Consider the following 12,315-nt stretch of genomic DNA (forward strand, 5'->3'; position numbering starts at 1 on the left):
CAATAAATCTAGTTTTATTACATTTATAGTAAATAATCGTAAGATCATGGAAAAAATATCTAAAAAAGATGTGCGCGTAATTGCTGCACAATCGGATTGGAGTTCGCAAAACATAAAACAATTTCTTTCACAAAATATATATCCTAACACAAAACAATGGTTTACTTTTTTTGAAAGGGCAACCTTAGTTTTAGGCGTGGGCCTTTTTGTTATTGGTGTTGTTTTCTTTTTTGCTTACAATTGGGAAAGCTTGCATAAGTTTAGTAAACTGAGTCTTATTTTTAGCTTACTTATTGCCCTTACCATTCCTCAATTTATATCCAAAATTTCAGTAATTGTTAAGCAAATTACATTAACTGCTGCCTGTTTAGTACTTGGCGTTTTATTTGCTGTTTACGGCCAAATTTATCAGACAGGTGCAAACGCTTACGATTTTTTCTTGGCTTGGGCTGTTTTTAGTTTTTTATGGGTTATAACAGCTAACTTTAAACCGCTTTGGCTGCTTTATATATTATTGCTTAATGTAACCTTATTTTTTTATTTTGAACAAACACAAGCACCTACAAGTTATAATTTAGAAAACAACCTTTTTTACTTTATTATACTTAACAGCATTCCTGTTGTTGTAGAATGGTATTTGGCTTTTTCAAGCCAACGCAAACACCCAAGTTATTTAACTTATGTATTCCTAGGTATCAATTTACTTATTGCAACTAATATTCTATCTTTTACTATTGCGGGTGAACATGTTTTAGGTTGGTCAATTTTATTAAGTTTATGGGTACTATTAGATACTGCTTTTAGCTTGTTTTATTATAAAAACATATTTTTTGCTGCTTTATTAGCTGTTAGCACATTAAGCTTATTAATTGCTTTTATTTATGCTTTTGTAGAAATGAATATTGGCATCTTTTTAATTATCACTTTGGTTGTAATCGCTTACATTACTTTATCGGTAGTAGCAATTATGGCTTTACAAAAAAAATGGAAAAATGAACTTAATTAATAAAATTCAGCATATAAATACATTGCAAAGCCAAGCAATACAGTACAATAAGATGGAAGAGGAAAGCCCAAGTTTTATTGTTTACTTTTTAACTTTATTAGGCGGCTGCATTGCCAACATTACCTTTTTGTTTTTTTTATTTTTAGTTACCGAATTTAAAAATAACATAGTGCTTTTACTTGTAGCATTTGCGTTGTTAGGTCTTACATTTTTGGTAAACCAAAAAACAAATTCAAAAATTATTCAAACCTTTTTAACCACAACATTTCTAACCGGGATAAGCTGCTTTTTAAGTTATTTAATTTTAGAAAGCCTAACAGCAGAAACCATATATGTTATATTAATAATTATAAATCTTTTAGCTTTATATTACTTATTAAGCCCTATAATTAAGCTTATATCAGCAATTGGAGTTTTAACCGCATTAACATTGCTAGTTGTTTCTTTTTTTGGTACTACAGCATTTAATTACTTAAACCTTATAGCACTTATAGCATTGGTTTTAGTTTATAAAAAAGAAGTCTTATGGTTTGGTAATGCTACTTGGCAAAAATTTTATACACCTGTTTTGCTAGCCATTCAACTATATTTATTACTAATCTATCAATTACAAAAAATAACAAGTAGTTTTCATATATATGACATAACACAAACAGGGTTATTTACAAAAAATATAATTCCAATTGCATTACTACTTATTTTATATGTTACATTTTTAAAAGGAACTGATTTAAAACATTATAAACATCCCATACAATTTGCTTTATATTTACTAACTGCACTGTTATTTGGCATATTAATATATTATGAACCGTATTTGCTTTATGGTTTATTGTATATCATTTTAGCATATAAATTTAAAGATGATATGTTCTTTATAACATCTTGCTTATATTTTATTCTATTTTTAGGATTTATGTATTACGATTTACAAACAACTTTATTAAACAAATCGTTACTATTAATGGGCAGTGGCCTTGTTTTTTTGTTGCAATATGTATTAATTAAACTTCTTCGAAAAAATGAAAAAAATTAAATTATTTTTAATTACAATAAATCTCGTTTTAGTTGGAGGTTATTTTTTGAATTCTGTAAAACTAAAAGAACAAACTCTAAGCCAAGGAAAATTATTATTACTTCAATTAGCGCCTGTAGATCCTCGTTCGTTAATGCAAGGCGATTATATGGTATTGAACTATGCTGTAAACAATGAACTTCCAGATAATATACCATCAAAAGGTTATGTCATTTTCGAAAAAGATAGTACGGCAAACTACAAACCCATTTTATTTACAGAACAATTTCAACAAATACCAAATCATCAAATTATTCTAAAATACACGCATCAGCCTAATGATTGGAATAATGGAAGAATAAAATTAGGGGCAGAAAGTTATTTTTTTGAAGAAGGCCAAGCTGATAAATTTGCTGAAGCAGTTTTTGGAGGTTTAAAAGTGGATGAAAAAGGGAATTCAATTTTAGTTGGTTTATATGATAAAAACAAAATACAAATCGAATAAACAAATAAATATTTATAAAAAAACAACTACAATTAATTTATTAAAAACTAAGAATCAAACAATTAAAAAAAAGATGTTTTTTTTTAGCTTAATAGGTTTGTAAAAACAAAAAAACCTTATATATTTGCACTCGCAATACCAAAGTAATAAACACATTTTTTACAACAGTTTTGTTAGTACTTCTGCTTGAGTGGTGGAATTGGTAGACACGCTGGACTTAAAATCCAGTGAGCAGTAATGCTCGTGCGGGTTCAAGTCCCGCCTTGAGTACTAAGATTAAAATGTTCTTATTTTAATGTAAACGCGAAAATAGCTCAGTTGGTAGAGCGCAACCTTGCCAAGGTTGAGGTCGCGGGTTCGAACCCCGTTTTTCGCTCCAATAATTAACGCTTGAGTGGTGGAATTGGTAGACACGCTGGACTTAAAATCCAGTGAGCAGTAATGCTCGTGCGGGTTCAAGTCCCGCCTTGAGTACTATTTTTATAGTAAAAATCACGTTAATTAACCTTTTGCTTGAGTGGTGGAATTGGTAGACACGCTGGACTTAAAATCCAGTGAGCAGTAATGCTCGTGCGGGTTCAAGTCCCGCCTTGAGTACAAAATTAAATAATGATTTGCGAAAATAGCTCAGTTGGTAGAGCGCAACCTTGCCAAGGTTGAGGTCGCGGGTTCGAACCCCGTTTTTCGCTCCAAACTTCGCTTGAGTGGTGGAATTGGTAGACACGCTGGACTTAAAATCCAGTGAGCAGTAATGCTCGTGCGGGTTCAAGTCCCGCCTTGAGTACAAAAGCCTTAAATGTAACAATTTAAGGCTTTTTTCGTTGAACTGCACAAATACACGATGAACGTCACCATGTTAATTTTTTACTAAATTTTTAAAATTGTTACTTTGTATAAACACAAAAATATAGTAAAAAATGAGGATGATTTATTGCAGTATCATTGTTGCCCTAACAATGAATACTTTAAAAGCCCAACAATCGTCGAACCTTGAGGTTATAAATCTAGAAGAAAAAACGATAATCGCAAATTTCGATTATTCGGTTTTACCTACTACAATAAATACAGACAAAAGTAACATAGCAGTTACCTCATTTAAAGACAAATTTGTTGTGGCTTCGTACAAAAGCTACGCGTGCTAAAGTTAGAACCAACAAAATAACAAAAGAAAAAATTCCGAATATTTTATGCACCGAGGTTTCTACCGATTATGATCTTAAATATCCTACTTTATTTTCGTACATTTTACGTTCGGATTTAAACGAAGGAGTAATTACATTCAACAAAGAAAATAACGTTGCCTATTTATCAAGAAAAAAAGATTTAGCTTCAGAAGATTTTTTTCTGTACAAAACTGAATTAATTGATGAAATAAAAGGAATTTGGTCTGACCCAGAAGAAGTTTTAATTGATAATAAAAGTATTGCTTTAAGCACACCGAGATTAAGCCAAGACAACAAAAAGTTATATTTTGCTGCAGAATTACCAGGCGGTTATGGCGGCTACGATTTGTATATTGCAGATATAAATGAAGACAAATCAATAGGTAATGTAAAAAACTTAGGACCAGAAATTAATACACAGTACAATGAAATTTCTGTTGTTGAAGAAGGGCAGTTTATTTACTTTTCATCAGATATGCCAGGAGGTTTTGGAGGTTACGATATATACAGAGCTTCACAACGAGGCGATAGCTACAAGTACAAAATTAATATTGGTAAAAAAATTAACACACCAAACAACGAGATTAATTTAGTACCAATAACAAAATCTGAAGGTTACTTTACATCAAACAAAAATACAGGCGAAATTTTTGACGTATTTAGATACAACATTAATTTTAATGATGTAATGGTTGAAACAAAATTTGTTGACAAAAAAAGCGAAAGCATTGGCAACTTACCTGTTCAGATTATTAATGAAGATGGAGAAGTTTTATTTGAAGGAAATACAGACGAAAACGGAATGGTAAGCATTAGCTTATTACCTTTTACAGAAATTAATTATGATTTTGATTCTGATAAGTATTTTTCTAATGAAAGATTATTTTATACAATAAAAGACGATAATCCTAAGCATTATAAAACCATTGAGCTAGACCAGTACCAATTAGAGCCAGCTGCAGAAAAACTTGACTTTATTAAGATTGCTGCTGACAACACGGTATATTTTGCTTTTGATAAGTTTAGCGTGAAACCAAACGAAATACAAAACGTACTAAACATTGCTAATTTATTAAAAGAATATCCTGATATGGATGTTGTAATTTCTGGATATGCCGATGCCGCAGGTCCACATTCATACAACTACAAGCTTACTGAAAGAAGGATTAATGCTGTAATCACAATTTTAAAACAAAACGGAATTGAAGAGCGCAGAATTATAAAAGATCCGAAAGGAAATGCAACTTTATTTATTCAATGTACTAAATGTACTCGTGAACAAAATGCATTAAACCGAAGTGTAAGGTTTAAAGTTGAAGATAATAAATAAGTAAAATAACATATTAATTAAAAAAAGATACTGAGCATTCAGTATCTTTTTTTATGGCATATTTTTTAAGTAACTTTACTAGTTAATATTTATGAAATGGGGACTTTTGCAATTAGTTTAAAAGATAATGGATCGTATAAATTTACCTACAACAACCGACGTGGAAAAACGGTGGTAACCAGCATACCACAAGAAAGCATAGAAGCATGCCAAAACACAATTGACATACTAAAAGCAGAATTACCTCAACTAAATTTCACGAAGTTTAAAACCGCAGCTGGAAAGTTTTATTTTAAAATCAGTTTGCGAGATGAAACATTATGTACTAGCAGAAAATTTACAACCGTTTTACGAGTTGAAAAAGCAATTTCGGAGATTAAAACCTATATGACAGAAGCCGAAGTTTTAGATTTTACTACCTATGTATTTCCAGAGATAAATTTTGATTCTGACGACGAAGATGAAGAATAAAAAAAGACCGCTTATAGCGGTCTTTTTTATTTATTGATTAGATATTTCTAAACTATTTAAAAGGTTTGCGCTTAACGCATGTTCTGCATATGCTTTATCTACATGTAAAATTCCTTGATCAGATCCAGGAATATCAAACATAGCATCAGTTAAAATAGCTTCGCAAAGCGAGCGTAAACCACGTGCTCCTAGTTTATATTCTAAAGCTTTATCTACAATATAATCTAAAGCTTCATCATCAATGGTGAATGTGACATCATCCATAGCAAAAAGTTTAGCATATTGTTTAATTAAGGCATTTTTAGGCTCTGTTAAAATAGATCGTAACGTTTCACGATCTAACGGATCCATATGTGTTAAAACAGGTAAACGCCCAATAATTTCTGGAATTAAACCAAAATCTTTAACATCTTTTGGTGTGATATATTGCAGTAAATTATCCTTATCAATATTGTCTGATTGCACAGATGATCCGTAACCCACAGATTGACGATTTAAACGTTTGGATATTACACGATCAATACCATCAAAAGCTCCACCGGCAATAAACAAAATATCTTTTGTATTTACCTCAACAAATTTTTGATCTGGGTGTTTACGCCCACCTTTTGGTGGCACATTAACTACGGTACCTTCAAGCAGTTTTAATAAAGCTTGTTGTACGCCTTCTCCAGAAACATCACGCGTGATGGATGGATTATCGCTTTTACGTGCAATTTTATCAACTTCATCAATAAAAACAATACCACGCTCAGCTTTAGCTACATCGTAATCAGCAGCTTGTAATAATCGGGTTAGAATGCTTTCAACATCTTCACCCACATATCCTGCTTCGGTTAAAACAGTTGCATCAACAATTGCTAAAGGCACATTAAGCATTTTAGCAATGGTTTTAGCAACTAATGTTTTACCTGTTCCGGTTTGTCCGACTAATAAAATGTTTGATTTTTCGATATCAATATCGTCATCACCAATAACTTGCATTAAACGTTTGTAATGGTTATATACGGCTACTGATAATGTTTTTTTAGTTTTATCTTGACCAATTACGTATTGATCTAAAAAGCTTTTAATTTCTTTTGGTTTGTATAAAACTAATTCGTTTGTTAAATCTGAATGTTCGGTTTGCTTTAGTTCTTCTAACACAATTCCGTGAGCTTGTTCGATACAACGGTCGCAAATGTGCGAATTAATTCCGGCGATTAACAAGTTGGTTTCGGGTTTGCGACGTCCACAAAAAGAACATTCTAGTATTTCTTTTGCCATTAATTTTTGTTATTATTTAGCACGTACTAAAACCTCATCAATCATACCGTATTCTTTAGCTTCTGCAGCTTTCATCCAGTAATCACGTTCAGAATCTTTGTACACTTTTTCGAAAGGTTGTTTTGAGTGTTGAGAAATAATTTGATATAACTCATCTTTTAGCTTCAACATTTCTTTTAAATTAATTTCCATATCTGTTGCAACACCTTGCGCACCACCAGAAGGTTGGTGAATCATTACGCGAGAATGTGGCAAAGCAGAACGTTTACCATCTGCTCCGGCACATAATAACACAGCGCCCATAGAAGCTGCCATACCGGTACAAATTGTTGCCACGTCTGGTTTTACAAATTGCATGGTATCGTAAATACCTAAACCTGCATATACGCTACCGCCTGGTGAATTAATATAAATTGAAATATCTTTAGATGCATCAACACTTTCTAAAAAAAGTAATTGCGCTTGGATAATGTTTGCTACATAATCATCTACTCCGGTACCTAAAAATATAATACGATCCATCATTAATCTAGAAAACACGTCCATTGAAGCTACGTTTAATTGGCGTTCTTCAATAATATATGGTGTCATACTACCAACAATTTTATCGTAATACAGGCTATTTACCCCATGGTGCTTTGTAGCGTAATTTTTAAATTCTTTACCGTAATCCATATTTTTTAGTTTTCCTTAACTTTAATAATAAAAGAGCGTCAAACAATAAGGTTGACGCTCAAATATAACTATTTTTTGATAAAGATATTATTTATAAATCTTTAAAATTATGCTTCTCCGTACATTACTTTAACGAATTCGTCAAAAGTAACATCTTTAGAAGTTGCTTTAACTTTATCTTTAAATAAGTTTACGATTTTTTCGCTCATTATTTGGTCTGATAAACGTTTAGCTTCTTCTTGGTTTGATAATACACGGTTTACAATGTTTTCAACATCTGCATCAGATGGATCTGTTTGTCCAAATTGAGCCATTTGTTGTTTAATTACTGTAGCTGCGTATGTTTTAATTTCTTCAAAAGTTAATTGTAAGTTATTTTCTGTTACAACTTTACCTTCAATTAATTGGTAACGTAAACCTTTTTCAGATTTTGCAAACTCTTCTTCAGCTTGATCTGCAGTTAATGGTGTTTCACCTACGGTTTGGATCCATTTTTTTAAGAACTCAGCTGGTAATTCAAATTTAGTATTTTCTAATAACGATTCTGTTACGTCGTTTAAAAATTTTTGATCTGCTTGTTGTTCGAATTGTTTTAAAGCATCTTCTTTAATTTTTTCTTTTAATTCTTCAACAGAATTAACAACACCAGCACCAAATAATTTGTCAAATAATTCTTGGTTTAACTCAGCTTTTGTATTTGTAGTAATTCCTTCAATAGTGAATTGAACTTCCACATCTAAACCATGAACTGCTTCGTGATCTAAACCTAAGTATTCCATTAATTTATGCTCATCGTCAAATAAACCTTTTGTGTTTACTGTAACAACGTCACCAACTTTTTTACCAATGAATTTTTTGATATCAGTTTTACGTTTAAATGTATCAACCGTAATTGAAGTTGTGTGGTTAATACCCGCTTCTTCGTTTACGAATGTACCTTTTAAATCATCACCATCTTCAACTTTTTCTTTAGTTACAAGAGCTCCAAATTGTTTTTGGATTCTTTCTAACTGCTCTTCTAACATTTCGTCAGAAACAGTGATGTTGTATCTTGTAACGTTTGCTTTAGATAAATCTACAGAAAATTCTGGAGCTAAACCTAATTCAAATTCAAAAGTAAATGCATCTGCATCAAAGTCAAATTCTTTAGTTTCTTTAGGAATTGGATTTCCTAAAATTTCAATTTTTTCTTCAACTAAATATTGGTTTAAACGCTCTTGTAATAATTTATTAACCTCGTCTAAAACTACAGCTTTACCGTATTGTTTTTTAATTAACGACATTGGTACTGCACCTTTTCTAAACCCAGGAATAGAAGCCGTTTTACGGTAATCACCTAATATTTTTTCTACTTTTGATGCGTAGTCTTCTTTAGCTACCTCAATAGTAACCACTGCATTTAATGCATCAACGTTGGTTTTTGTAATATTCATTATTATTTATTTTAATACTAAAATTGGCTTGCAAAAATAAAAAATATTTAATTGCGAAACAAAATTTTAATACATTGTATTTCAATAATCTATTAACTTGTTAATTATTGCTGGTTGCTTACAAATATGGAATCTATAATTCCTTTTGCAAAAGACAATACAATTGAAAATAATAACGCGTACCAAAAGCCTGAAACTTGAAATCCGTTTATTAGTTTTCCGGCTAAAATTACAATCACTGCATTTATCACAAATAAAAACAATCCAAAAGTTACTACGGTTATAGGAAAGGTAAAAAATACCAAAACAGGTTTGATAAAGGTATTTAATAAGGCTAAAATAATAGCTACGCCTAAAGCTGACCACCAACTTGTTACTTGAATTCCGGGTAAAAAATTAGCTAATAATAAAATAATTAATGAGGTAATAATAAAATCTAATACTAATGCCATAATTCAATTTTTTATAGTTAATTACTTAAAATTACAGTTTTATTATGAAAAAAAAAGTTTTACCTGCAGGTAAAACTTTTTTTTTATTATTTATTACGAATTAGTTAGTTGGCAAAATAGTTGCACCAGGGAATGTATTTGGCACATATTCTGGCAATTTAGCTCCATAATGTTTTTCAATTACTTTCATAACTTCATTAGCAACAAATGCATAACCACGTGCGTTTGGATGTACCCCATCTAAAGAGAAAAGTACGATACCAACCGTTGCAGTAGAAAAATAGTTTGCATTGTATTTAATACCGCTGTAAACAATTCCGTTTGTAGATAATTGTTGCATAATAGCATTCATATCAGCTACCGGAATATCTTTTGCACCTGCAATTTGACGAATGGTTTGATTAAATGATGTAGTTGCCGTTGTAATATTAGCTTGTTCATCTGGCGTTAACACAAACTGATCTGTTAAAGGCACTGTTACACCAAATGCGTTAAATGGCGCTGGTAAAGAACCTTGCTCAGTTCCAATAACCGAACTTGCTGTTAAAACTAATAAATCTGATGCTGTTGCATGACGTGCCTTACCTAATAAGGTTCCTAACTGAGGAGCTAAAGCAGCATAAGGCGTTTGACTTATTACCGCTGTAATTACCGCGCTCATATCTGGTAATGTTTCGTCAACAATTAAAACAGGATTTCCTGCTGCTGTACTAAAAGTAGTAAAACGTTTTGCTTGTTGCGCCGATTCTAAACCTTGGTTTAACCCAACAAATAATGCATTTAATGTATTAATTGTAGCTTCTCCTACTTCAGGGTTACCTTGTCCTAATGCCGTTGCTGTTAACGGGTTAAAAGGAACCGTTGTAAAATAAGGAATTGATGTTACATTTGGAATTGTTGCTACAACACCTTTTGCTCCGTTAGCTGTTAAAGCATCCATAATTGCTGCATAAGCTCCTGCAAAAACAGTTGTACTCGTAATATCATTAGCTCCCCAAGTTGTAGGATCTGTTTCTGCAGCAGAACGAACAACTCCTGCCCCTCCAGATAAGGCGTAAGACAATACGTCGTTACTACCAATCCAATTGGTAAAAAAAGTTGGGTTTAATGAAACTGCATCAGCTAAAACCGTTGTATTAGGCGTAGTTGCCATTCTAACAAAATACGGGTTTGCTGCAGCTGGCAAACCTGCTGGATTACCATAGCCCGGTGCTACTAAATGAAAAGATTTTGCTCCTGGAACCCCCATATTATTAAACGCTTTAGCTTGGGGCGCTAAAGTTACTGTTGGAGTTGCATTAATAACCTGCGGCCCACCAGCTTTTAAGTTAATAATCATTTTTGGAGATTGAATAACATTTCCGTTAGCAATAATCCCCCCAACATTATTTACGTCATCAGCATAAGAAGGTTGCGTAAATTCGCCACCACCAACTAAAGCAAATTGTTTTGCTAATAAATTAGGAAAAGAATATGATTGCCCGGTACGGTACATTGCTCCATCCATATAACCAGAAGTTAACGAGTTACCAACAGCAACATATCGGCTAAAATCTGCCGTTCCGGCAGAATAGGATGCATTTGATAATTCATCTTTAAATTCTGGCTCACAAGATATAACACCTGTTGCAAGAGCTAAAGAGAATAATATATATTTTGTAGATTTCATATGTTTCGTTTCAAGAATTAATTAATTCAATTAAATTTTATAGCTTAACCCAATACCTGGAGAAAATGCTGAGTTTTTGTATGTACCTCCAAATGTAGAACGTTGTCCTCCACTTACAGGTTCTGGATGATAATCATACGATGCATTAATTTGACTAAATCTTAAGTATAAAAAGGAAGCATCAATAGATAATTTTGAGTTGATGTTGTAAGACAATCCACCTGTAAATGCATACGAATCGTTACGTGGCGTTTCTGGCGCAAAATAACCAGCTTGTACCGGAGATTCATCATAATACCAACCAGCTCTTACCGTCCATTCAGGGTTTACTACATATTGAGCACCTAAACGGTATGTGTTTACGTTTTTGTAGTTACGTGGGTTTACGTTTGGATTACTTGGGTTTACTGGCGCTCCTGGCATTTCTGTAAAATCTACTGTTAAGTTATCATAAGCAGCCCATTGTGTTCTGTTATAATCAAAAGCTAGTAATAATTTTTCGGTAACTTGGTACGATAAACCAACCGTAATTTCGGCAGGTAAAGGTAAAGACGCATCAAACTTAGTTGTTCCGTTTTTGTATCCCAAACCACCCATAAATGCAGGAATGTTGGTAAATTCAGCTTTTCCATCTTTCGCTTTCATTACAATTTCAGAACGGTAGTTAAAACCAAGTCTTAATTTATCAGTCGGGTTTAACATAAAACCAACATTATACCCCCATTGTACAATTCCATCACCTTTAATGTCAACATTTGGATGGTTTCCGTTTTCGTCTAATACGCCATCACCACGGAATAAGTTTTTATTAAAGTTTACACCACCAACGGCCATAATTGGTCCACCACCGATTGAGAAATAATCTGATAATTTAATTGCAATGGTTGGTTGAATAAAAATAGCTTGTAATGAGATTTTATTTACTAAATGCGATCCAGCCCAGTTTTGATCCCATTTTACTGTACTTCCGTACGGAGAATAAACACCTAAAGCAGCTGTAAACCATTCGTTAACACGATAAGATGCGTAAGCGGAAAAAGGTGTTCCTTTGTTCTTAGATTCGTAAGCTAAATTATTTTCTACGCTTTGAAATTTGGTATGACTTACCAAGTAATTTCCTCCAACAGAGGCGTTAAATTTCCCTTCTAAAAAAGACAAACCTGCAGGGTTAAAAAAAGTAGATTCTGCGCTACTAACCACAGCTACCCCTGTATGCCCCATACCAAGTTGCTTTTGTCCTTGCATCGAAATACGATACCCGCCAGCAAAAACACTCGAAGTTGTTAAGACAGCAACTGTTAACGACATTAATTTTCTCATAATTAATTTT

General features: G+C 32.5%; 12 protein-coding genes and 6 tRNA genes. 12 read left to right on the forward strand and 6 right to left on the reverse strand.

The genetic code is table 11. The features are described from left to right. Window positions 1–46 precede the first annotated feature (46 nt). From K5I29_RS09375 to K5I29_RS09430, 12 genes are all read left to right on the forward strand, one after another. Window positions 47–1,006 carry a DUF2157 domain-containing protein gene (locus K5I29_RS09375; protein ID WP_264432780.1) on the forward strand — a complete coding sequence of 320 codons (960 nt, stop codon included), beginning with the start codon at window positions 47–49 and terminating at the stop codon, window positions 1,004–1,006. After that, entirely contained in the window at window positions 993–2,042 is a 1,050-nt protein-coding gene (locus tag K5I29_RS09380) for a DUF4401 domain-containing protein (RefSeq protein WP_264432782.1), read from the forward strand. The genes K5I29_RS09375 and K5I29_RS09380 overlap by 14 nt, the downstream gene beginning before the upstream one ends. Next, window positions 2,029–2,526, forward strand: a complete 498-nt coding sequence (locus tag K5I29_RS09385; protein WP_264432784.1) for a GDYXXLXY domain-containing protein — start codon at window positions 2,029–2,031, stop codon at window positions 2,524–2,526. Before K5I29_RS09380 ends, K5I29_RS09385 begins: the two co-directional genes overlap by 14 nt. Window positions 2,527–2,710: 184 nt before the next feature. Continuing rightward, a tRNA-Leu gene (locus K5I29_RS09390) sits at window positions 2,711–2,796 on the forward strand. 33 nt (window positions 2,797–2,829) lie between these two features. Next, a tRNA-Gly gene (locus K5I29_RS09395) sits at window positions 2,830–2,905 on the forward strand. A gap of 9 nt (window positions 2,906–2,914) precedes the next feature. After that, window positions 2,915–3,000, forward strand: a tRNA-Leu gene (locus tag K5I29_RS09400). 37 nt (window positions 3,001–3,037) lie between these two features. Then, window positions 3,038–3,123 (forward strand) — tRNA-Leu (locus tag K5I29_RS09405). A gap of 19 nt (window positions 3,124–3,142) precedes the next feature. Beyond that, a tRNA-Gly gene (locus K5I29_RS09410) sits at window positions 3,143–3,218 on the forward strand. A gap of 6 nt (window positions 3,219–3,224) precedes the next feature. Then, window positions 3,225–3,310: transfer RNA gene (locus K5I29_RS09415), tRNA-Leu, on the forward strand. 172 nt (window positions 3,311–3,482) lie between these two features. Then, window positions 3,483–3,668: a hypothetical protein gene (locus tag K5I29_RS09420; RefSeq protein ID WP_264432786.1), complete on the forward strand. Its 186-nt coding sequence runs from the start codon at window positions 3,483–3,485 to the stop codon at window positions 3,666–3,668. After that, window positions 3,637–5,019, forward strand: a complete 1,383-nt coding sequence (locus K5I29_RS09425) for an OmpA family protein (RefSeq protein ID WP_264432788.1) — start codon at window positions 3,637–3,639, stop codon at window positions 5,017–5,019. The genes K5I29_RS09420 and K5I29_RS09425 overlap by 32 nt, the downstream gene beginning before the upstream one ends. Window positions 5,020–5,115: 96 nt before the next feature. After that, complete coding sequence (locus tag K5I29_RS09430; RefSeq protein ID WP_264432790.1) at window positions 5,116–5,490, forward strand: YegP family protein; 375 nt, start codon at window positions 5,116–5,118, stop codon at window positions 5,488–5,490. Between the two features lie 30 nt (window positions 5,491–5,520). Here K5I29_RS09430 and clpX read toward each other — a convergent pair whose 3' ends face one another. The 6 genes from clpX to K5I29_RS09460 all read right to left on the reverse strand — a co-directional run bounded on the left by clpX (window position 5,521) and on the right by K5I29_RS09460 (window position 12,305). After that, on the reverse strand, window positions 5,521–6,756 hold the full coding sequence (gene clpX, locus K5I29_RS09435; protein ID WP_264432793.1) for an ATP-dependent Clp protease ATP-binding subunit ClpX: 1,236 nt from the start codon (window positions 6,754–6,756) through the stop codon (window positions 5,521–5,523). Between the two features lie 12 nt (window positions 6,757–6,768). Beyond that, a complete protein-coding gene (gene clpP, locus K5I29_RS09440; protein ID WP_264432797.1) occupies window positions 6,769–7,431 on the reverse strand; it encodes an ATP-dependent Clp endopeptidase proteolytic subunit ClpP in 663 nt (220 codons plus the stop codon). A 107-nt stretch (window positions 7,432–7,538) separates the two neighbouring features. Continuing rightward, complete coding sequence (tig, locus tag K5I29_RS09445) at window positions 7,539–8,864, reverse strand: trigger factor (RefSeq protein WP_264432799.1); 1,326 nt, start codon at window positions 8,862–8,864, stop codon at window positions 7,539–7,541. Window positions 8,865–8,968: 104 nt separating this feature from the next. Beyond that, on the reverse strand, window positions 8,969–9,316 hold the full coding sequence (locus tag K5I29_RS09450; protein ID WP_264432802.1) for a phage holin family protein: 348 nt from the start codon (window positions 9,314–9,316) through the stop codon (window positions 8,969–8,971). Window positions 9,317–9,416: 100 nt separating this feature from the next. After that, on the reverse strand, window positions 9,417–10,985 hold the full coding sequence (locus K5I29_RS09455) for a G-D-S-L family lipolytic protein (protein WP_264432805.1): 1,569 nt from the start codon (window positions 10,983–10,985) through the stop codon (window positions 9,417–9,419). 30 nt (window positions 10,986–11,015) lie between these two features. After that, a complete protein-coding gene (locus tag K5I29_RS09460; RefSeq protein ID WP_264432806.1) occupies window positions 11,016–12,305 on the reverse strand; it encodes an OmpP1/FadL family transporter in 1,290 nt (429 codons plus the stop codon). Window positions 12,306–12,315: the final 10 nt, after the last annotated feature.

It is taken from the genome of Flavobacterium agricola, from assembly GCF_025919725.1.
GTDB classification, from domain to species: domain Bacteria; phylum Bacteroidota; class Bacteroidia; order Flavobacteriales; family Flavobacteriaceae; genus Flavobacterium; species Flavobacterium agricola.

Coding starts and splice junctions, on each gene's coding strand:
- K5I29_RS09375 (WP_264432780.1), top strand. CDS start 47: ATGGAAAAAATATCTAAAAAAGATGTGCGCGTAATTGCTGCACAATCG.
- K5I29_RS09380 (WP_264432782.1), top strand. CDS start 993: ATGAACTTAATTAATAAAATTCAGCATATAAATACATTGCAAAGCCAA.
- K5I29_RS09385 (WP_264432784.1), top strand. CDS start 2,029: ATGAAAAAAATTAAATTATTTTTAATTACAATAAATCTCGTTTTAGTT.
- K5I29_RS09420 (WP_264432786.1), top strand. CDS start 3,483: ATGAATACTTTAAAAGCCCAACAATCGTCGAACCTTGAGGTTATAAAT.
- K5I29_RS09430 (WP_264432790.1), top strand. CDS start 5,116: ATGGGGACTTTTGCAATTAGTTTAAAAGATAATGGATCGTATAAATTT.
- clpX (WP_264432793.1), bottom strand. CDS start 6,756: ATGGCAAAAGAAATACTAGAATGTTCTTTTTGTGGACGTCGCAAACCC.
- clpP (WP_264432797.1), bottom strand. CDS start 7,431: ATGGATTACGGTAAAGAATTTAAAAATTACGCTACAAAGCACCATGGG.
- tig (WP_264432799.1), bottom strand. CDS start 8,864: ATGAATATTACAAAAACCAACGTTGATGCATTAAATGCAGTGGTTACT.
- K5I29_RS09450 (WP_264432802.1), bottom strand. CDS start 9,316: ATGGCATTAGTATTAGATTTTATTATTACCTCATTAATTATTTTATTA.
- K5I29_RS09455 (WP_264432805.1), bottom strand. CDS start 10,985: ATGAAATCTACAAAATATATATTATTCTCTTTAGCTCTTGCAACAGGT.
- K5I29_RS09460 (WP_264432806.1), bottom strand. CDS start 12,305: ATGAGAAAATTAATGTCGTTAACAGTTGCTGTCTTAACAACTTCGAGT.